Source organism: Coriobacterium glomerans PW2 (genome assembly GCF_000195315.1).
Classification (GTDB): Bacteria; Actinomycetota; Coriobacteriia; order Coriobacteriales; family Coriobacteriaceae; genus Coriobacterium; species Coriobacterium glomerans.
Window position 1 is genome coordinate 153,728 of sequence record NC_015389.1, and the last position, 20,086, is coordinate 173,813.

The window sequence follows — 20,086 nt, forward strand, 5'->3', positions numbered from 1 at the left end:
GGCTATCGCCCAGAGCTCAGCCGAGGGCGATGGCCGCAACCTCTCGAGGCTGCTCGACGATGAGATCGGCTCCGCTGGTCTCGAGTTCCACACGGCCGCGAAATCCCCATGCCGCTCCAGCGACGATGAGTCCGGCGTTATGGCCGGTGGCGACGTCGACATCGCTGTCGCCGATATAGAGCGCATCGGAGGGCGCGGCGCCGAGCGCTCGAAGAACACCGAGCGTCGCGTCCGGGGCCGGTTTGGGGGAGATCCCTTCCCTCTGCCCTTGCACCAGCGCGAAGCGGGACCCGAAATATCGCTCGACAAGCGGAACCGCCGCCGCGTGATCCTTGTTGGTCAAAACGGCCAGATCGACGCCTTCGGCGGCGATGTCATCGAGCATCTCAAGGACTCCCGGATAGGGGCGCGTGCGCTCATCACCGTGATCCGCATACCAGGCGCGAAACTCCTCGAGCACCTCTTCCAGCACGTTCCGGTTTCCTGCGACTTCGGGTGGCATGAAGCGCTCTGCGAGCCTGCGCACGCCGTTGCCGACCATATGGCGATACGCGTCGACCGGAAACGTTGGCCATCCATGGATGCGACAGACATGGTTCGCCGCTCCCGCAAGGTCCTCGAGAGTGTCGAGCAGGGTTCCGTCGAGATCGAAGATCACGTGAGAGAAGGTCATTGCGCATCCTTTGGACGATCCGGCTCGCCTGCATGAGCGAGCCCATGAGAGTTGATGTGCTCACATGGTAGCGCTATCGCGCTCGGATGCGCTTCTCGCAGTGCAACGAGCGCATTCGCTGGCATCCACGCATGAAAAAGCGGGCTGTTCAAGCCCGCCCTCGTGATGACCATGATGCCGGCGGCTAGAGGTTCTTCTCGATCTCAGCGACGAGTTTGGGCTTCGGCATCGCGCCGACGGTCCGCGATACCTCCGCGCCGTCCCTGAAGAGAACGAGCGTGGGAATAGACATGACGCCATATTTCATCGCGAGATCCTGATTCTCATCAACGTTGCACTTCGCGACAGTTATCCGTTCGGACATCTCCTCTGCGACCTGCTCCACGATAGGCGACAGGGTCCGGCAAGGACCGCACCAGGGAGCCCAGAAGTCGACCAGAACCGGAAGCTTTGACTGCATGACGAGATCGAAGTTATCGAGAGTCAGCTCAGGAATCGTTTTGCTCATGAGATCTCCTTTGTCCATCGAACGAGATGAGTTTCACATCGGCGAGGCGAGAACGCGCCCAGACCGATTCTATAGGCTAAACCTCTTCGCTATATACCCATCTCGCCTTCGTCGTTTCGGCACGGGCCCCCATGATGTCATACCGAGTTCATACGAAGAAACCATAGCTATGAACAGGTGTTTTCACTTATCACGGGATTCGGGCGCTTGAGCAGAAATGAGGGGAAAATATGGAGATGCACCAGCGCGGATCCGCTGGGATATCGTGCGCTCAAACAGCCCCGGCCGCGTGCATCTGATTCATCGAGGGGACGCTACAATGATAGCGATCGATGGTGAGGAGATCACCTTGGGTGTTTCTGAGAACAAGAGAAGAAATGCGCTCGTTGCCGCCGCAGAGGCCGAGTTCCATGATCTCGAGCGGCGCGGCGTGCAGGTAGCGGGAAACGTCTTCACCACGATACTGCTGGTGAAAGGTGAGCTCAACGAGCAGGAGCGCGCAGGTTCCAGACTGCTCGGAGGCCCGGACGGCACCGCGCTGCGATCAGCGCTGCTGAGACTCGGATACGCGCCCGAGAACTTTTGCGCTCTTTCTGCAGTCGATCCGGCGCATCCCTCAGCCACGTTGGACCATCGGCTGTTTCGCGAGGCTGTGGAAGCAATTGATCCGGAGGATATCATCCTGCTCGATGAAGTGGCAGCAGAAGCGATGCTCGAAGCCTATCCTGATTCGCTCGAGCGAAATAACGGTTCTCGACACGAGGGGCTCGAGCCCGGTCTCGTCGTTCGCGTGCTCGGTCGTCGGGTGATCGCGCTCGATGGATTCGAAAGGGCTCTTGCCACCCCCAGAGCGAAACAGCGGATGTGGGCCTATTTGAAGCAGCTCTCTCCGCTCGGTGCACCATACTAGAAAATCGCCTGCGCCCGGGCGACACGAAAAAAGGGGGCCCGTGATAAGCGCCCCCTTTGGATTCATGTCGGTCCGGTAATGCTTTCGCTAGTCCTCGATGATCTCGGTGATCGCCCCGACCGGGCAGGAGTCCAAGCAGGAACCGCATGCGGTGCAGGAATCCGCATCGGTTACCTGTGCGATCTCAGCCACCTCGAGAATGCCCTGGGGGCACGAATCGACGCAGACGCCGCAAGCGATGCACTCATCGGCATCGATAACTGGATGTGACATGGTAGTTCCTCTCTACTGGATCCGATGCAACCGACGATTGCGCATCGGGTGCTTTTCGGGACAAACATACCACGAGCAACTTGGTTTGCAACATTTTTCTGCGCACCTCTTCACATCGTCATCGAGTCAACTTTGGCAAACATGAAAGGCGCCGGCGCGCGACTCCCGGGAGAACGTTTTCGACGGGGATGCCCACATGGGAAGATCTTAGATCTGAATCCTCGACGATCGCGACGGTTGTGAAGATGGATCGAGCGAACCGCGTCGCTTGATCGCGTTGGATATGGCCTTGTGACATCGGAGACAATAATCAGAAGCATGACCGCATGCGGCAGAGATGCGCGAGGTGGCGCGCGAATTCAACCTACTTGCGTTGAAAGTAAGAAATCTTATATGGAATGACTTAGATTTTGTATATGAAGGCGCATAAGAGGATATAGTAGTCATCGGACGCGATACTATGCCTCTGCAAGACCGATTGCATTCGGCAACGGAAGAAGGGATTATCAATGGGCAACAAGATTCTCGGCATCGACCTTGGTACGACGAATTCTGCGATGGCGGTCCTCGAGGGCGCTTCTCCCACGATCATCGTCAACGCCGAGGGCGATCGGACCACACCGTCGGTTATCGGTTTCCGCGCTGATGGCGACCGAGTCGTTGGGAAGGCGGCCAAGAACCAGGCGGTCACCAATCCGAAAAACACGGTATTCTCAATCAAGCGTTTCATGGGCAGGAAGTACTCCGAGGTGGGGTCGGAGATAAAAACCGTTCCTTATCAGGTAAAGGAGGGGCAAGGTGGTCGCGCCGTCGTGGACATCGAAGGCAAAGACTACACCCCCGAGCAGATCAGCGCGATGATCTTGCAGAAGATGAAGGCCGATGCCGAGAAATATCTCGGAGAAAGCGTCACTGATGCCGTCATCACCGTACCGGCCTATTTCAACGATTCGCAGCGTCAGGCAACAAAGGATGCCGGCAAGATCGCGGGCCTGAATGTCAAGCGCATCGTGAATGAGCCAACGGCTGCGGCGCTTGCATACGGTCTGGATAAGAAGGGTTCCGACCAACGAATTTTGGTATTTGATCTCGGTGGCGGAACATTCGATGTCTCCATCTTGGATCTCGCGGACGGCGTGTTCGAGGTCCTGTCCACCAACGGTGACAACCACCTTGGCGGCGATGACTGGGATCAGCGCGTCATCGACTGGCTCGCCGACAAGTTCAAGTCGGATAACGGGATCGATCTGAGACAGGATCCGATGGCGCTCCAGCGGCTCAAAGAGGCGGCGGAGAACGCCAAGAAGGAACTGTCCTCAGCACAGCAGGCCACGATCAATCTCCCGTTCATCACCGCGGATGCGTCGGGCCCCAAGCATCTTGACTACACGCTCACCCGCACCGACTTCGAAAAGATCACACATGATCTGCTCGAGCGCTGCAAGAAACCGGTTTCAAGTGCTCTGCGCGACGCGAGCCTCAAGCTCTCCGATCTCACCGAGGTCATCCTGGTCGGCGGGTCGACGCGCATGCCCGCGGTGCAGGACCTGGTGAAGACCATGACCGGCAAGCAGCCGAATATGTCTGTGAACCCCGATGAGGTCGTCGCCGACGGCGCCGCGGTCCAGGGCGGCGTGCTCACGGGCGATGTCGAGGGCATTCTGCTGCTCGACGTCACACCGCTTTCTCTGGGTGTGGAGACGATGGGTGGCATCATGACCAAGATGATCGATCGCAACACCACCATTCCGACGTCCAAGACCGAGATCTACTCGACGGCTGCCGACAACCAGACCTCGGTTGAGATCAATGTGCTGCAGGGCGAGCGTGAATTGGCGCGCGACAACAAGTCACTCGGCAAGTTTCAGCTGACCGGTATCCCGGCGGCCCGTCGCGGCATGCCGCAGATCGAGGTCACCTTCGATATCGACGCCAACGGCATCGTGAAGGTTTCTGCAAAGGACAAGGGCACCGGCAAGGAGCAGCAGATCACCATCTCGGGCTCGACGGCGCTGTCCGATGACGAAGTCGACCGCATGGTCAAAGATGCCGAGGTTCACGCCGAGGAGGACAAGCGCCAGAAGGAGGAGGTCGAGGTCAGGAACCAGACCGATTCACTGGCGTATTCCACTGAGCAGACGCTCACCGATCTGGGCGACAAGGTAGCCGCTGACGTCAAGGCCGAGGCGCAAAGCGCGATCGATGATGCGAAGAAGGCGCTTGACGGACAGGACATCGATGCGATCAAGGCCGCCGGCGACAAATTGAACGAGGTGGGCCACAAGCTCGCCGAGATCGTGTACTCGAGTGCTCAGCAGGATGCCGACACCAGCAGTGCCGATACCCCGGAAGACGATGTCGTCGATGCGGACTACGAAGTAGTAGACGATAACGATGAGAAGAAGGATGACAAGTAGCCATGGCCATCCGAGATGTTCAAGCGGGGGCGGCGTCAGCCCCCGATGGCGCTGAGGAGAGGGAAGTGAAGATCCCCGTAGAGGCCGCGGGCGGCCAGGCGGACAAGCCGGAGACCGATCCGACTACCGGTGAGGCCCCCGCTCGGGCCGAGGCAGATTCCATGACCGAGGAAGAGATGGTCGAAGCTGCCATCCAGGCAGGGGAGGATGCCGCCGAGAACGACTTCAAATTCAAGTACGAACGAGCCCGCTCCGAGCTCGCGGACGCGCACAAGGAGATCGACGCCTGCAAAACCGCCCAAAAGGAAGCAGAGGATCAGGCGCGGGAAGCCAAGGAGCGCATGGCTCGTCTGCAGGCGGACTGGGAGAACTATCGACGGCGCACCGCTGCCGAGCGGCTCAGCGAGAGAGAGCGCGCGACCGAGAAGCTGATCTGCGCACTGCTGCCGGTACTCGATGACATGGAGCGCGCTATCGAGCACGCGCGCGCTCAGGAGAATTCTGAAACCGGCAAGCAGCTCACTGACGGCGTGGATGCCGTGCATACCAAGATGCTCGACGTCCTCGCCCATGAGGGCGTCGAGGCGATCGACCCCAAGGGCGAGGCGTTCGATCCCCTCGAGCATCAGGCCGTCGGCCGCGTGGAGGATAAGGACCTCTTTGATGAGACCGTCAAAGATGTGTACCAGAAAGGATATAGGATCGGGGGGCGCAGTCTGAGACCTGCAATGGTCACGGTGACCTACGGCGGCGAGAAGCGGCCGGCACCCGAGTCGGAGAAATCTGAGAAGGATGAGTTGAAAGACGATTCCGAGAGTTCAGAGCCCAAGAAGAAGTGATCGAGACAGCAGGTTCGAGGCACGCGGATCTGATAGTCAGCTGCGCGGCGGCCCGCGATCTATGAAAGGAGGCATGCGATGCCCGAGGCAAAGAATTTCTACGATATCCTTGGTGTCCAGAAAGACGCCTCCCAAAAGCAGATCAAGAGCTCGTTTCGCAAGCTCGCGCAGAAGTATCATCCCGATGCCGGCGGTGACGAGGAGAAGTTCAAGGAGATAAGCGAAGCGTACGAGACTCTCTCCGACGAGAAGAAGCGCCGCGAGTACGATCAGATGCTTGCATTCGGCGGCATGCCATCAGCGGGCGGCCCGCAGGGCTCATACTCCTACACCCCGGGATCCGGTCCTCAGGGCTGGGGGGATATCTTCGATAGCATCTTCAACGGAGAAGGTGGATTTAACGGCGAGTGGACGTCGGGTCCCGGGGTCGGAGGCAACGGGGCCCGTACTCGCCCGCGGAAGGGCAGCGACCTGTCACTCACTGTCGACATCACGGCCGAGGATGCCTTCCGGGGGGTCACGCACAAGGTCACCTACCGCATACCCTCAACCGGAGAGCAGCAGACCATAACGGTTTCGGTCCCAGCGGGAGCGGTCGACGGCGGAAAGCTGCGCTACAAGCGGCGCGGCGAGTACGGGACCGCTGGAGGCGAGCGCGGCGACTTGGTGGTCACGACTCATGTCGAGGAGCACCCGCTGTTCAAGCGCAAGGGTGCCGATGTGACCATGACGGTGCCGATTTCCATGTACGAGGCCGCGCTCGGATGCCAAGTCGATGTGCCGACGCCCGGAGGTGCCACCGTTCGCCTCAAGGTGCCCGCGGGCACGCAGTCCGGCAAGAAGTTTCGGTTCAAAGAAATGGGCGCCCCTGATGTCAAACGACGGGGTCGCACAGGGTCTCTGCTGGTCACCATCAGCGTCAAGATTCCCACGAAGCTCACGGGCGAGGAAAAAGAGGCTCTCGAGAAACTGAGGGATGCCGACACGCGTCGCTACCGCGACCGCGTGATGCGCTATCGCGCCAAGATGTGAACGCTGCGCGAGCATCCGAAGGGATGCTCTCGGATGGTTTTCAACGAACCGGATAACTCACTAGCAGGGAAGGGAAGCAATGGGCCAGCAAGAGCGAGACAAACCGCTTTACATGATCAGCGTTGCCGCCGAGCTCACCGGAATGCACCCGCAGACCCTGCGAGTGTACGAGTCCAAAGGGCTCGTGAACCCCAAGCGCTCAGGAGGCAACACGCGACTGTACTCACGAGCCGATATCGAGCGACTGGAGCTCATCAGCCAGCTCACCGATGAGGGTATCAACCTTGCCGGCGTTGTACGCATTCTCGATATGAAGGAGCGCGCGGAGAGTCGCGAGCGAGAGAACGATCGCCTCAGGGAGCAGCTGCGCGAGAAGAAGGAAGAGCTCCACGAACTCAAGATGCAGAAGCGCATCACCGCGCTCGCGCCCTATAAGGACATGAGCCCCGAGCAGACGCTCAGAGGGTTGTTGGGGGCAAGCTGATTCGAAGCGGCGTGGGGGTTCGGGACGGCCGGTTGCTCGTGACGGTTTTCGCTGCATAAGCGTATCGTTTACCATGCTATGACTATATGTCATCTTCATATGGTACATTTCGCCTATCTTGTGTCGCAAGGCGCACGCGCATGCGCGCCGGCCGCCCCGAGCCATCCGGCAAATCCGAGCGAAGCCCCCTCGATAAGGCGGAATCCCTGAACAGGGATACGGCTCCTGCGCTTGCACCAACGATGCGATACCTTTGTTTCTCGAGCCCCGCACATGATAAAATCTAATATATGGAGACTTAGATTTTGTGATAGACACGCACGAAATCGGAAAGACTGGTAGCAAGATTGATGATGTGAAGAGACCCGATGGTATTCGTCCATACATGAGGTGCCGCCAATCAGAGAGGGGAACGCATATGAGAATCGACAAGCTGGCAATGACGTCCCGCGAGGCGCTGCAGACTGCCATGGGAATCGCAGCAGATGCCCAAGCAGGTTCCGTTGAATCCATCCATCTGCTCGCCGCCCTGCTCATGGGAGGTGAACGTAACATCTCGGTCATCATCGAGCGCATCGGCGCAGAGCCGGCTCAGCTTGCCTCGGCCACCCAGCAGGCGATCGATGCGGCACCTAAGGTGTCGGGCACTGCACAGCAGCAGGGCCTGTCCGCCCAGCTCGTGCGGACCCTCGAGCGAGCTGAGAAGTTCGCTTCCAAGATGGGTGACAACTTCGTCATCACCGAGCATCTGCTCATGGCGCTCGCCGAGGACAGAGGAGAGGCGGGAAGAATTCTGGCAGCATCAGGGGTGACGCGCGAGCGGATCGAGGAGGTCTACCAGGAACTGCGCGGTGATGAGCGTGTCACCTCAGAGAACGATAAGTTGGAATTCGAGGCTCTTGAGCAGTACGGGCGCAACGTGTGCGATCTGGCGCGGGCCGGCGAACTCGACCCGGTCATCGGACGCACCGATGAGATCCGTCGCACCATCCAGGTTCTGTCACGGCGCACGAAAAACAATCCGGTGCTCATCGGCGAGCCTGGAGTGGGCAAGACCGCTATCGTCGAGGGCATCGCCCAGCGCATCGTCGCCGGTGACGTGCCGAGCACGCTGAAGGATCGCGACATCATCGAGCTCGACATGAGCGCGCTCATCGCCGGCGCCAAATACCGCGGAGAGTTCGAAGATCGCTTGAAAGCCGTTCTCAAAGAGGTCGAGAAGTCAGATGGCAAGGTCATCCTGTTCATCGATGAGTTGCACACCATCGTGGGCGCCGGCGCGACCGAGGGCTCGATGGATGCCGGAAATATCCTGAAGCCGGCGCTGGCTCGCGGCGATCTGCACGCCATCGGCGCGACCACGCTGGATGAGTATCGAAAGTACATCGAGAAGGACGCGGCGCTCGCGCGCCGGTTCCAGACGGTGCTCGTCTCGGAACCCTCTGTAGAGGACACCATCTCGATTTTGCGGGGCATCAAGGAGAAGTACGAAATCTTTCATGGGGTCCACATCACCGATGGCGCGCTCGTCTCTGCTGCGGACCTCTCTGACCGTTATATCGCTGATCGCTTTTTGCCTGACAAGGCGATCGATCTGGTTGATGAGGCCGCGAGCCGTCTGCGCATGGAACTTGATTCCATGCCCGTTGAGATCGATGCGACCGAGCGGCAGCTGACGCAGATGCAGATTGAGGAACAGGCTCTCATGAAAGAGGCGGACGATGCCTCCAAAGATCGTCTCGGGAGTCTTCGCGAGGAGATCGCCGAAATTCAGGAGAAGCTGAACGTGCAAAAGGCTGGATGGTTGAACCAGAAGAACGCCATCGACGACGTTCAGAAGCTCAAGCAGCAGATCGATGATGCGCGTGGCGAGCTGGAGCGAGCGACGCGCGAGGGCGACCTGGAGCGAGCGGGCGAGTTGCGCTATTCACTCATTCCCGGTCTCGAACAGCAGCGGCAGGCTGCTGAGGACGAGCTGAAGGCCAAGCGGGAGACCGAGGGCGGCGGGTTGAATGAGCAGGTGACCCCCGATGAGATCGCCGAGGTCGTATCGTCTTGGACAGGCGTTCCCGTCTCGAAGATGATGCAAGGCGAGCTTGAGAAGCTCAAAACCCTGGAGAGCGAGCTGCATCGACGCGTCATCGGCCAAGATGAGGCCGTGAGTGCGGTAGCTTCCGCCGTTCGCCGCAGTCGCGCGGGGCTATCCGATCCGAATCGTCCCATCGGCAGTTTCTTCTTTCTGGGGCCCACCGGCGTGGGCAAGACCGAGCTCGCCAAGGCGCTCGCCGAATGCCTGTTCGATGACGAGCGCGCGCTCGTGCGCATCGACATGTCCGAATATATGGAGAAGTTCTCGGTTCAGCGGCTCATCGGTGCCCCGCCTGGTTACGTAGGCTACGACGAGGGGGGCCAGCTGACCGAGGCGATACGCCGTCGTCCATATTCGGTTATTCTTCTCGACGAGATGGAAAAGGCCCATCCGGATGTGTTCAACGTGTTGCTTCAGGTGCTCGATGACGGACGGCTGACCGATGGCCAGGGCAGACAGGTGAGCTTCAAGAACACGATCGTCATCATGACCTCGAATGTGGCGAGCACCGCGATCGCGGAGCTGTCCGGTCGCGACGACGAGGGGATGCGTCGTGAAGTCGATGCGGCCATGCGCGCGACATTTCGTCCGGAGTTCTTGAACCGGATCGATGAGGTCGTCGTGTTCCATCCGCTGGGTATGGCGCAGATCGAGAAAATCGTCGATATCCAGCTCGATGACGTCCGATCCCGACTGGCCAACGAGCGAATGACGCTGGCTGTGACCCCAGCGGCAAAGCAGATGCTTGCTGTCGGCGGTCTCGATCCGGTATACGGTGCGCGACCGCTCAAGCGCCTCATTCAAAGCGATGTGGTCGATGCTATCGCTCGGGCCATCATCGATGGCGCGGTGCATGAGGGCGATCAGGTCACCGTTGATGTGGACACGAGTGGTAACTTCTCAGTCGTGCAGGATGCCACGGCATCCTATGAGATGCCCGAGGATTAGGGATGTCAAAGAGCGCGCGCGCCCTGATCGCGCTCTGATCGCGTGGAAGCTCGTGGATCCAAGATGCGTTTCGGGACGGCAGATCATCTGCCGTCCCGTTTTTGCATCGCGATGCAGAAGCTGCTTCGATGCGCGTTGCTTCCAGAGGGTCAAACCTTACATCGGGCGATTTCAACTTGTGCTCTGGTGCGCGATGGCGGAGTATGTCATGTATGCTTTGTCTGGAAGACCACGTATCGGAGGGATTGACATGGCTTCTTTGGTGAGGAACCACAGAAGATTGGTGGCAGTCTGCGTCATCATCTTCTTGCTCGAGTGCATATCTTATTTCATCGTCGGCACGATGTGTGGGATGTGGTGGGGAAAGGAGCATACGACCAACTTGATCTTCCCGCCCATTGACGCGCACATCCCTTGGATCACAGCGCTGTATCCGTATTACTATATCTGGCCGGTCGCATTCTTTGTGATCATACCTTTTGTGGTCTGGAAGGCGGGCGGTCGACGCGGGATCACGCTGTATGTGGTTACCTCGGTCGCGATGTATCTCATGGGCGGCATTATCTATGCCCTGTGGCCGACGACCTACACGCCTGCCGATTTTGTCAACGGCACGTGGTCGACGTTGCCAAAGTCTGATCTCTTTTACGGAATTGTAATGATGACCTGCAATAACGTGGCGAATATCTGGGGCGCGTTTCCGTCATATCACAATTTCTGGGGCGCGCAGCTCGTGCTCATCCCGATCATCATCGCGTATCACCACAGTGGGAAAAGCACGGCGTGGACATGGATCTCGATTCTGCTCGGAGTCATCATTTCAGCAGCGACGCTGTTTCTGCACCAGCATGCCATCGCGGATGTGATCTTGACGTATCTGATGACCTTTGCCATCTACTGGGTGTTTTCGAATATGCGCATCTTTGATAACAGCTGGAAGATCATGGACATCACCTACTACGACAAACTTGATAGATGGCTGTTCCCCGATCCTGACGATCGATAAGATTCGGTTCCCTTGGCTTCGGGGTGCGCCGAATGCGAGCATCTGTCTGAACGCCATGGTTCAGCCGAACAGCTTGTTTGAAGACCGCAAGAGAAGAGGCTCTGATTTGATCGCAGTTGCTGCCGCACCGCAGGGTGCGAACCCTGTACATGATGACGAATCTCTCGACGCGGTGAAAAGAAAAGCGAAAAGGACGTCCTGTGATCCGCGATCTGAGGCGCGGGACCCGCTTGTGCGAGCCGAGAACGAGGACGACGACGGCTACGATCCCTATTCCGATCGCCGTCCCGAACCAGAGCCGCTGTTTGAGCCGGATCCCTGGGGATAAACCGGCGTTCCGTGAGCTAGCGGTCGAGCTCCCTGCGCACGCGACCGCCCACGATCAACGACGCGATATGATAGAGGGCCAAAAGCACCGCGATGATCAGAGCGGGAATCGTTTCGAGACCGAAGGCGATAGCGCAGCAAACGAGGCCCAAGATCAAGCCGATCAGCGAGAGCGGCCGATGAGATCCCAGTGAACTCGGACGATTGGCTCCTCGAATTCCCGCCGCCGATGCCGCGATGGTGACGATGGCGAGCAATATCAGTGAGGCGTCACGCACCATCGCCCAGACGGATGCCGCGAGCTGCATGCCGAACACGCTGCTCGCGGCCTCGGCGGATTCCCCGCCGCGTGAGAATGAGATCACCGCGAACACGATCGCCACGATCGATACGATGATCTGGGCGAAGCTCAGAAGTTTCAAAATCTTGCGATTCAAAGACATATACATCTCCATGTGTCGAATTGCCTTCCGGACCGCCTGCTTGCGATCGGTCCGCTGTCCGCCTCACAGTATACCGAACAGCATCCCGCGCGCGCTCTGCTATCCTGCATAGATGAAGCCACCGCCGATCCGGCGGTCCTCTGTCGGCGAGCGCATAATCCGTGCGGAGAGGGGTTCGAGCATGTATGAGGTCGACGGTCGAGTGTTCGAGCTCCTGGTCGATGCGGCAATCGCCACCCTACCCGAGCGATTTCGAGATGATATCGAGAATCTGGCGTTTCTGGTGGAGGATGAGCCCTCGGCAGAGCAGCGGAGCGCGAGTGCGGAGGGCACGGTCGGCAGCGGTTACGATGTGCTGGGCATCTACAGCGGCGTGCCCCTGAACAGGCGCACGACCTCCTATCAGATGCACCCCTCAGACACCATCACGATATTTCAGGGCGCTCACATGCGAGCGACTGACAGCTACGGCGCTCTGGCCGAGCGAGTGCGGCAGACCGTGGTCCACGAGGTGGGTCACTATTTCGGCATGGATGAACGGCGGCTCAGCGAGATGGGCTACGGTTCAGCGAGCTATCATCCGCGTTCGACACAATAAAAAGACTCCCGCCACAGTCCGATGTGACGGGAGCGCTGAAGTCAAGGTGGCGTCGAGGGCATTCAGCTCCAGTCGCGCACACAGTTCAGACCTTTTCTACGCCTCTCGACGCGCCATGGCCTTCTCGTAGTCGTTCGTTCCCTCGAACACGGGATGCTTATACGGGTTGACCCCGAGCTTCTTCGCGCGGTAGACGACGTAGACGAGCGCCGCGATGTTCACCCCGAGCGACACGAGCGACACCACCGTGTTGACGGTGACGCTGTTCACCGAGTCGGTCGTGAACACGCTGTAATCCATGAACCAGGGAATCACCTGTGCGAACATGCACCACGTGCACAGCGTGAAGGCGCGGTTCTGGATCCAGCCGCCCTTGTTCCAGAAAAACGCCGCCACCGTGGGCGCGAACAGCAGCGCGATGCCGCAGTACCAGGCGTGCGTCGGCAGGCAGTTGTAGGTGTAGCAGAAGTTCCAGATGTCATAGGCGATGATGTAGACCCAGGTCATGTCGGGCCACAGCATGTCCTGCTGCTTCTTCGAGGAGAAGATGCCCCACCAGCCCGTCATGCAGAAGATGTTGATGATGCCGGCCATAGCGTTGAAAATGTTGAACCAGCCACCCATCAGGGTGATGCCCTCGGTGGAGACGTAGGTCGAATTCCATGCCATGACGGCGCTCTGCAGATCGGACACGACGGCGATCAGGATGTTGAATGCCACGATCGCGAATGGATAGGCCTTGAACCACGTCGACTTGCCCAGAGAGCCCCAGTGGTACTTCAGAACCATGAAGCCCAGACAGCCGGCCAGCGATGCATAGAGCTTCGCGTAGTGGAACCAGCTGTTCATGTGAACGTAGGTGGGATTGGCGAGCGCCCACGGCGCGCCCATCGCGACACCGGCGTAGATGGCGATGAAGTAGACGGTCAGAATCCCGGGGACGATCATGAAGAAGAAGATGCCGCCGGCCTTCGATCGACGTGCGATCTCGTTGGCGACGATCAGGCCGATGAACACGGAGATCATGCCTATCCACTGATAGGCGGCGTGTTCACCGTAGACTTGGAACAACATCGCATACTCCCTTCTCGAGCCCGCCGTCTCTTGGATGGGCGACAGGCATTCCAACAAGTGACCTATCTTCAGCGCTCCGTTCCCCTGCATCACCGTGTGAGAGAGCACTGCCGGTGTACTTCGCGGTGAAGCGCTCGATGTGCAGGGTGCTCGCGATGATATCTCTGATGAGCTCCTCGGATGCGTCCGGATGCGTGCGTATGTACATGATGAGCCCGACGATGAGCACGTAGAGCGTCTCATGGATATGGTCGATTCGAATCTCGTGATAACGGGAGAAATCGACCACCGTCGAGCTGCAGATGTAGCTCGCGACGCGATCGGCGATGCGGTCGACGAAGTCGGTGTAGAGGGTCACGTCGTCGGTCAGCGAGATCGACCGAGGCAGATCGCGGGCGCCGAGCACCATGGATTTGAGCAGTCCGGAGACGTCATTCAGAGCGCCCTCGATGTCGCCGCGTTCGCGGTCGTGATCCCAGATGCGCACCTGTTCGATGAAATCATCTATCGCCGCCTCGAGGGCCGCTTCGAGCGCCGCCTCTTTGGTGGGAAAGTAGTGATAGAACAGCGAACGGGTGCAGCCGACGCGCTTGGCGACGCCTGAGACGGACAGACGGCTGATTCCCCGCTCCGAGCACGTTCGCCTGACCGCGTGCAGAATCTCCTCGCGTCGATCCTCGCGCGTGTGGCGCTCGCGAGGACGCGCAGTTGATCTGTCGCCTGTCATGACCGTCTCCCTGTCGATTTTCGTAACTGAGCGATTACAGTCTTGATTATTATTGACATTTCGTCAATATGTAATTTGATAAAACGCTCGCATCATTCGACGAGCGGTTCCAACGGGAGGTTCCATATGTCCGATGTGCGCATACTTGAGGTGAAGCAGAGCATCTTCGAGGATAACGACCGCAAAGCCGATGAGGTTCGGGCCGGCCTCAGGCAGCGGGGGACCTATCTGCTCAACCTGATGTCGAGTCCGGGCTCCGGCAAGACCACGACGTTGCTGCGGACCATCGGAGCCCTGAGAGATGAGCTCTCCATCGCGGTGATGGAGGCGGATATCGATTCGGACATCGACGCTCAGGCGATCGCGCGCGCGGGCGTCAGAGCCATCCAGCTCCACACGGGGGGCATGTGCCACCTGGACGCGTACATGACGGCGGAGGGTCTCCAGGGCATGGACGAGGACGAGCCGCATGCGAAACCGGTCGATCTGGCGTTCCTCGAGAACGTCGGCAACCTCGTGTGCCCGGCCGAGTTCGACACCGGGGCGAGCGGCAACGCCATGATCCTGTCGGTGCCGGAGGGTGACGACAAGCCGCTCAAGTATCCGCTCATGTTCAACATCTGCGACGTCGTGCTCATCAACAAGATCGACACGCTGCCGATGTTCGACTTCGACATGGAGCGCGCGATCGATAACATCCGCATGCGCAACCCGCGGGCGACCGTCATTCCGGTGAGCGCGAAGACCGGCGAGGGCATCGACCAATGGTGCGCCTGGCTGCGTGAGCACCTCAGAGCATGGAGGGCCTCGTCCGGCGAGACGCAAGCGAGCTGACCTGGCGGCATCCTTCTGAATCGGAACCGCCCGCAACGCCCGCGGAGGGTTCGGTTGATCAAACGCGCATGAGAGAGGATCGTATGGATATCAACGCACCCGGCATGTCCTATCTTGAGCCCGACATCGGCGCCGAGTTCGTCCCGCCCATCCCCGCCCATCCCCGGGAGCGGATCGTGGCGCTGTGCCGGCACTGCACGAACCGCCTGATCGGACGCGGCAACCTGCTGCCCTACGAGTACTGGTCGTTCGCGAGCGTCGCCACCGATGAGATGGCCGACGTCCTGCTCCAGATGAAGATGCGCCATCCCTACACCCTTTCCGAAGCCGTGCGCGAGACCGGCCTCGACGAAGAGCCCCTCGAGAGGCTGCTCGATGAGATGTCCTACATCGGGCTGCTCGAGTACAACTGGGAGAATCCCACCCGTACGAAGCAGTGGGTGCTGCCCATGCTCGTGCCCGGCTCAGCGGAGTTTCTCAACATGCGGCTAAGCCAGATCGACGAGCATCCCATCGTCGCGAAGTTCTTCGAGCAATCGTCGAAGGGGCCGCTGTCGCGCGCCACGCCGATGGTGCCGCCCGGCGGCGCGGGCATCGGCATGCACGTCATCCCCGTGGAGCGCGCCATCGAGACGGAGAATCGCTCCGTGTCGGTCGAGCACATCGAGCACTGGCTCGACAAGTACGAGGGCAAGTACGCCGCCAGCCCCTGCAGCTGCCGCATGAGCAGAAACAAGCTCGGCGAGGGTTGCGGCGACGATCCGCGCGACTGGTGCATAGCGGTCGGCGACATGGCCGACTACATCGTCGAGACCGACCGCGGCCGCTACATAGACCGCGACGAGGTCATGGCGATCTTGAAGCGCGCTGAGGACAACGGCTTCGTGCATCAGATCACCAACATCGACGGCGAGAACAAGATCTTCGCGATCTGCAACTGCAACGTCAACGTCTGCTACGCGCTGCGCACCTCGCAGCTGTTCAACACGCCCAACCTGTCGCGATCGGCCTATGTGGCCCGCGTGGACGCGAGAGACTGCGTCGCGTGCGGGCGCTGCGTCGAGGTGTGTCCGGCCGGTGCGGTGAAGCTCGGCCAGAAGCTGTGTCTCGCGTCGACCGGCGCCGCACCGGACTACCCCAAGCAAGAGCTGCCCGATGCGGTGAAATGGGGCCCGGAGAGGTGGTCGCCCGACTACCGCAACAGGAACCGGATCGAGACCTATGACACGGGAACCGCGCCGTGCAAGACGGCCTGCCCGGCCCATATCGCCGTGCAGGGCTATCTCAAGCTTGCCGCGCAGGGCAGATACCGCGAGGCGCTCGCGCTCATCAAGCGCGAGAATCCGCTGCCGGCCGTGTGCGGTCGCATCTGCAACCGCGCCTGCGAGGACGCCTGCACGCGCGGCGGCGTCGATGCGGCGATCGCGATCGACGAGGTCAAGAAGTTCATCGCCCAGCAGGATCTCGATGCCTGCGCGCGCTTCATCCCGCCGACGGTCGCGCCTACGACCGGCGAGGGCTTCGAGGAGCGCGTCGCCATCGTGGGCGCCGGACCGGCCGGGCTGTCGTGCGCCTACTATCTGGCGGAGAAGGGCTACCACCCGGTCGTGTTCGAGCGCAGCGAGCGGCCCGGAGGCATGCTCACCTACGGCGTCCCCTCCTACAAGCTCGAGAAAGATGTCATCGCCGCCGAGGTCGACGTCATCCGCGAGATGGGCGCCGAGATCCGCTGCGGCGTCGAGGTCGGGCGCGATGTCAGTCTCGCCGATCTGCGCGCACAGGGCTTCAAGGCGTTCTATCTGGCGATCGGTTGCCAAGCCGGTCGCTCGGCGGGTATCGCCGGTGAGGACGCCGAGGGCGTCTCGACCGCCGTCGCGTTCCTGCGGTCCGTGTCGTCGGGGGAGCTCGACGCGCTCTCGGGTCGAACGGTCGTGGTCGGCGGCGGCAACGTCGCGATCGATGTCGCCCGCTCCGCGGCGCGGCTGGGATCGGCGTCCGTCTCGATGCTGTGTCTGGAGAGCGCCGAGGAGATGCCGGCCAGCGATGAGGAGGTCGCCTGCGCGCGCGCTGACGGCGTCGAGATCGCCTGCGGCTGGGGGCCCGCGGAGATTCTGACGGATGGCGACCGCGTTCGCGGTGTTCGCTTCAAGCGCTGCACGCGCGTCTTCGACGATGAGGGACGCTTCGCGCCGGTCTATGACGAGGCCGAGACCAAAGAACTCGAATGCGACCGGGTCGTGCTCTCCATCGGCCAGGCCATCGAATGGGGCGATCTGCTCGCGGACAGCGCCGTCAAGCTCGGACGCGGCCAGGGGCCGCTTTGCGATCCGAAGACCTATCAAACCGATGAGCCGGACATCTTTGTCGGCGGTGACGTTCACACGGGACCGAAGTTCGCGATCGACGCCATCGCCGCGGGGCACGAAGCGGCCATCTCGATCCATCGCTTCGTGCAGCACGCCACGCTCACGATCGGCCGCAATCCGCGCGTCTATCGCGAGCTGGACAAGGCGCGCGCCGACGTGGGGGAGTACGATCGCTCGACGCGTCAGGCGCCCGCGATCGATGGAGAGCGCGAACGCAGCGAGCCGTTTCGCGAGTACGTGCGGACCCTGAGCGAGGAGCAGGTGCGCATCGAGACCGCCCGCTGCTTGGGCTGCGGCGCGTCCGTTGTCGACGAGAACAAGTGCATCGGCTGCGGCCTGTGCACGACGAAGTGCGATTTCGATGCCATCCATCTGCACCGCGAGCACCCCGAGGCGAGCCGCATGGTCAAGTACGAGAAGAAGCTGCCGACGCTTCTGAAGTACGCGATCAAGCGCGAGATCAAGATTCGCTTCGGTGCCAAGGCGAAGTAGGGACCGGTCGTGCACGAACTCGGCATCGTCTTCCATATGATCCGCACCGTCGAGGGCGTGGCGACCGATCGCGACATCGCGCGCGTCTCGGCCGTGACGCTCGAGCTCGGCGAGGTCTCGGGCATCATCCCGAGTTACCTCGAGAGCTGCTGGCGTTGGGCGTGCGACAGAAGCGAGCTCATGCGGGGCGCCGATCTGGTTGTCGAAGAGGTTCCGGCGATCACCTACTGCGAGGACTGCGAGCGGACCTATCCGACCGTCGAACACGGTCGCACCTGCCCGTACTGCGGAAGCGGACGAACGGTGCTCGCGCAAGGCGATGAGACCATCATCAAGGAGATCGCTGTGCCCGATGAGCGCCCCGGAGGGCTTGCCGGATCATCTGAGGTCGCAGATAGTGATTCTGCTATACGGGTTTGAGCCCTGTGCCGATCACATCGGGTAGGGCTTGCAGACGCCATGCCAGAGCGCGCCCGGTGCGACGAATCGACCAGTGGGTATGCTACAATTTGACGCGCGCTGACACGGGTAGCGCGTCATCGCCTCCGTAGCTCAGGGGATAGAGCACCGCTCTCCTAAAGCGGGTGTCGACAGTTCGAATCTGCCCGGGGGCACCAGAAAAAACGCAGGTCAAATGATATGTTTCATTGGCCTGCTTTTTCTTATTCAAAAGCCGAAGAAACAAAATGGGGTGAAATAGGGGTGAAAGAATTTTCTATGGAGAATGCGCCGAACTTGTGAGATCGCGGTTTTCAACCCTTTCCACAGCCTGCGGGCTAGGCAGCGGAACCCTCCGGCTATGGAAAGCATTGGAAACCGCTGGACTCTGATCGCCGGCCCGTCGGGCCGGCGATCAGCCCTCGGGAGCGCCCGCCCCCGCCATGGCCGCCATGGCCATCACGCCTCGCAGCGCGACGCTCCGGTCCCGCTGCGCGGAACCTGCGCCCGGTCGCAGGGGCGGAATCCCCGCCGGGGATGTCCGTCCCCGCTCCCTCTCGCTCCCTCTGCTCGGAGTCCCCGCCGGGGACGTCCTCGCGCCGCTCGCTCACCGTGCTTGCAAGATATGGATTCGTCCTCACAAACCGTCGTTCCTCCGGTTTGCGAGGACGAATCAATCTTGTCCTGCGCGAATGCGCAGGAAGGGGAGAACCGCTCGCTACGGCTCGCTCTCTCCAAGAGAAGAGGGCCGATCGGCTCGCACGCCGTCGGCCCGCCGGTCGCCTCGTCACCTCTCGAAGCCGTCATCCGCCGCTCGCTCCGCGTCTCGCTCCAGGAGCCTGGCGATGGAGAGAGAGCGCGACATGCTCCCGAGATCGAGCCTCAGCTCTCTGCCCGATCGGCTCACGGCGCGACCGAGGGTCGCCCCGTTCACCCTGCGCTCGGTGCCCCTCCCGCTGCGCTCGAGGCTCTTCGACCTGAAGCGGAATTGCAGGTCCCCCGACTTCGCGCGCGTCATCTCGATCCCATCGCCCCTGAGCCTCCGGGCGAGCTCGCGCGGTCGGTTGTCGCAGATCGCCATGCGGGCGACCTCGCCTGCGCGCTTGGCGACGCATGCGCGCACGCGATCGTTCTCCGAGCGGTGCGAGGCGTCGCGCCGTCGCCATTCCCTCTCGCACCTCGATGGCTGACGAGCATGGGAGCGGAAGTTGCTCCTGTGCTCAAACTGTCTGGGACCGCAGAGATCATCGAGTTCACGGGCGGTTCTGATTGCTCGTCGCCGCCGCGTGGGCCCGACCCACATCAAGCTTGCAGCCGGTCTGCAAATTGGTGCGACTGATCGCCATGCGGGTGCCAGAGCACCACTTTAACAACGCCCTGTATGTCATCTTTCTTGACAGGGTCTAAAGAACGCGGTTGGAAACCGTACAACCATTTGTGCCAGCAGTATGACCGTGCTGTGAATAGTCTCAGTGAGTTTTTCATGCCTGATAGTTCAATGGGTAGAACCCCCTCCAAGGTTGTTTGAGAACAACATACACGCCGGACTGTCTGAAAGACAATCACTGCGTATCGCTTTCCCTCACTTATTCGGGACCTTGTTCACAA

General features: G+C 60.6%; 18 protein-coding genes and 1 tRNA gene. 12 read left to right on the plus strand and 7 right to left on the minus strand.

Features of this window, described 5'->3' with window-relative positions; genetic code table 11:
* Positions 1 to 16: 16 nt before the first annotated feature.
* Positions 17 to 673 (minus strand): HAD family hydrolase, encoded by a 657-nt coding sequence (locus CORGL_RS00680; protein WP_013708002.1) that lies wholly within the window; start codon positions 671 to 673, stop codon positions 17 to 19.
* Between the two features lie 184 nt (positions 674 to 857).
* On the minus strand, positions 858 to 1,181 hold the full coding sequence (trxA, locus tag CORGL_RS00685; RefSeq protein ID WP_013708003.1) for a thioredoxin: 324 nt from the start codon (positions 1,179 to 1,181) through the stop codon (positions 858 to 860).
* 319 nt (positions 1,182 to 1,500) lie between these two features.
* Here trxA and CORGL_RS00690 point away from each other — a divergent pair, with 319 nt between their 5' ends.
* On the plus strand, positions 1,501 to 2,091 hold the full coding sequence (locus CORGL_RS00690; protein ID WP_013708004.1) for a hypothetical protein: 591 nt from the start codon (positions 1,501 to 1,503) through the stop codon (positions 2,089 to 2,091).
* Between the two features lie 87 nt (positions 2,092 to 2,178).
* On the opposite strand, the gene CORGL_RS00695 is transcribed toward CORGL_RS00690, so the two are convergent.
* Positions 2,179 to 2,364 (minus strand): DUF362 domain-containing protein, encoded by a 186-nt coding sequence (locus tag CORGL_RS00695; RefSeq protein ID WP_013708005.1) that lies wholly within the window; start codon positions 2,362 to 2,364, stop codon positions 2,179 to 2,181.
* 509 nt (positions 2,365 to 2,873) lie between these two features.
* On the opposite strand from CORGL_RS00695, the gene dnaK reads away from it, so the two are divergent.
* The 6 genes from dnaK (at position 2,874) to CORGL_RS00725 (ending at position 11,179) form a co-directional block, all read left to right on the plus strand.
* Entirely contained in the window at positions 2,874 to 4,781 is a 1,908-nt protein-coding gene (gene dnaK, locus CORGL_RS00700; RefSeq protein WP_013708006.1) for a molecular chaperone DnaK, read from the plus strand.
* A 2-nt stretch (positions 4,782 to 4,783) separates the two neighbouring features.
* The gene (gene grpE, locus CORGL_RS00705) at positions 4,784 to 5,620 is read left to right on the plus strand and encodes a nucleotide exchange factor GrpE (protein WP_013708007.1); all 837 of its coding nucleotides are present in this window, start codon (positions 4,784 to 4,786) and stop codon (positions 5,618 to 5,620) included.
* A gap of 78 nt (positions 5,621 to 5,698) precedes the next feature.
* The gene (locus tag CORGL_RS00710) at positions 5,699 to 6,652 is read left to right on the plus strand and encodes a DnaJ C-terminal domain-containing protein (RefSeq protein ID WP_013708008.1); all 954 of its coding nucleotides are present in this window, start codon (positions 5,699 to 5,701) and stop codon (positions 6,650 to 6,652) included.
* A gap of 79 nt (positions 6,653 to 6,731) precedes the next feature.
* A complete protein-coding gene (locus CORGL_RS00715) occupies positions 6,732 to 7,136 on the plus strand; it encodes a heat shock protein transcriptional repressor HspR (RefSeq protein WP_013708009.1) in 405 nt (134 codons plus the stop codon).
* A gap of 418 nt (positions 7,137 to 7,554) precedes the next feature.
* Complete coding sequence (gene clpB / locus CORGL_RS00720) at positions 7,555 to 10,173, plus strand: ATP-dependent chaperone ClpB (RefSeq protein ID WP_013708010.1); 2,619 nt, start codon at positions 7,555 to 7,557, stop codon at positions 10,171 to 10,173.
* Between the two features lie 283 nt (positions 10,174 to 10,456).
* On the plus strand, positions 10,457 to 11,179 hold the full coding sequence (locus CORGL_RS00725) for a hypothetical protein (RefSeq protein ID WP_156789745.1): 723 nt from the start codon (positions 10,457 to 10,459) through the stop codon (positions 11,177 to 11,179).
* Positions 11,180 to 11,523: 344 nt separating this feature from the next.
* On the opposite strand, the gene CORGL_RS00735 is transcribed toward CORGL_RS00725, so the two are convergent.
* Positions 11,524 to 11,961, minus strand: coding sequence for a hypothetical protein (locus CORGL_RS00735; RefSeq protein ID WP_041738456.1), 438 nt, complete (start codon positions 11,959 to 11,961; stop codon positions 11,524 to 11,526).
* 169 nt (positions 11,962 to 12,130) lie between these two features.
* Here CORGL_RS00735 and CORGL_RS00740 point away from each other — a divergent pair, with 169 nt between their 5' ends.
* Positions 12,131 to 12,547: a metallopeptidase family protein gene (locus CORGL_RS00740; RefSeq protein WP_013708014.1), complete on the plus strand. Its 417-nt coding sequence runs from the start codon at positions 12,131 to 12,133 to the stop codon at positions 12,545 to 12,547.
* A gap of 96 nt (positions 12,548 to 12,643) precedes the next feature.
* Here the strand turns inward: CORGL_RS00740 and CORGL_RS00745 are convergent, their stop codons facing one another.
* Entirely contained in the window at positions 12,644 to 13,621 is a 978-nt protein-coding gene (locus tag CORGL_RS00745; protein WP_013708015.1) for a DUF5692 family protein, read from the minus strand.
* Positions 13,599 to 14,348 carry a TetR/AcrR family transcriptional regulator gene (locus tag CORGL_RS00750; protein ID WP_013708016.1) on the minus strand — a complete coding sequence of 250 codons (750 nt, stop codon included), beginning with the start codon at positions 14,346 to 14,348 and terminating at the stop codon, positions 13,599 to 13,601. Before CORGL_RS00750 ends, CORGL_RS00745 begins: the two co-directional genes overlap by 23 nt.
* Before the next feature lie 126 nt (positions 14,349 to 14,474).
* On the opposite strand from CORGL_RS00750, the gene hypB reads away from it, so the two are divergent.
* The 4 genes from hypB to CORGL_RS00770 all read left to right on the plus strand — a co-directional run bounded on the left by hypB (position 14,475) and on the right by CORGL_RS00770 (position 18,657).
* Entirely contained in the window at positions 14,475 to 15,182 is a 708-nt protein-coding gene (gene hypB / locus CORGL_RS00755) for a hydrogenase nickel incorporation protein HypB (RefSeq protein ID WP_013708017.1), read from the plus strand.
* 83 nt (positions 15,183 to 15,265) lie between these two features.
* Complete coding sequence (locus tag CORGL_RS00760) at positions 15,266 to 18,040, plus strand: FAD-dependent oxidoreductase (RefSeq protein WP_013708018.1); 2,775 nt, start codon at positions 15,266 to 15,268, stop codon at positions 18,038 to 18,040.
* A gap of 9 nt (positions 18,041 to 18,049) precedes the next feature.
* Entirely contained in the window at positions 18,050 to 18,460 is a 411-nt protein-coding gene (locus tag CORGL_RS00765; protein WP_013708019.1) for a hydrogenase maturation nickel metallochaperone HypA/HybF, read from the plus strand.
* A 121-nt stretch (positions 18,461 to 18,581) separates the two neighbouring features.
* A tRNA-Arg gene (locus CORGL_RS00770) sits at positions 18,582 to 18,657 on the plus strand.
* A gap of 608 nt (positions 18,658 to 19,265) precedes the next feature.
* On the opposite strand, the gene CORGL_RS00775 is transcribed toward CORGL_RS00770, so the two are convergent.
* Entirely contained in the window at positions 19,266 to 19,601 is a 336-nt protein-coding gene (locus CORGL_RS00775) for a hypothetical protein (protein WP_156789747.1), read from the minus strand.
* Positions 19,602 to 20,086: the final 485 nt, after the last annotated feature.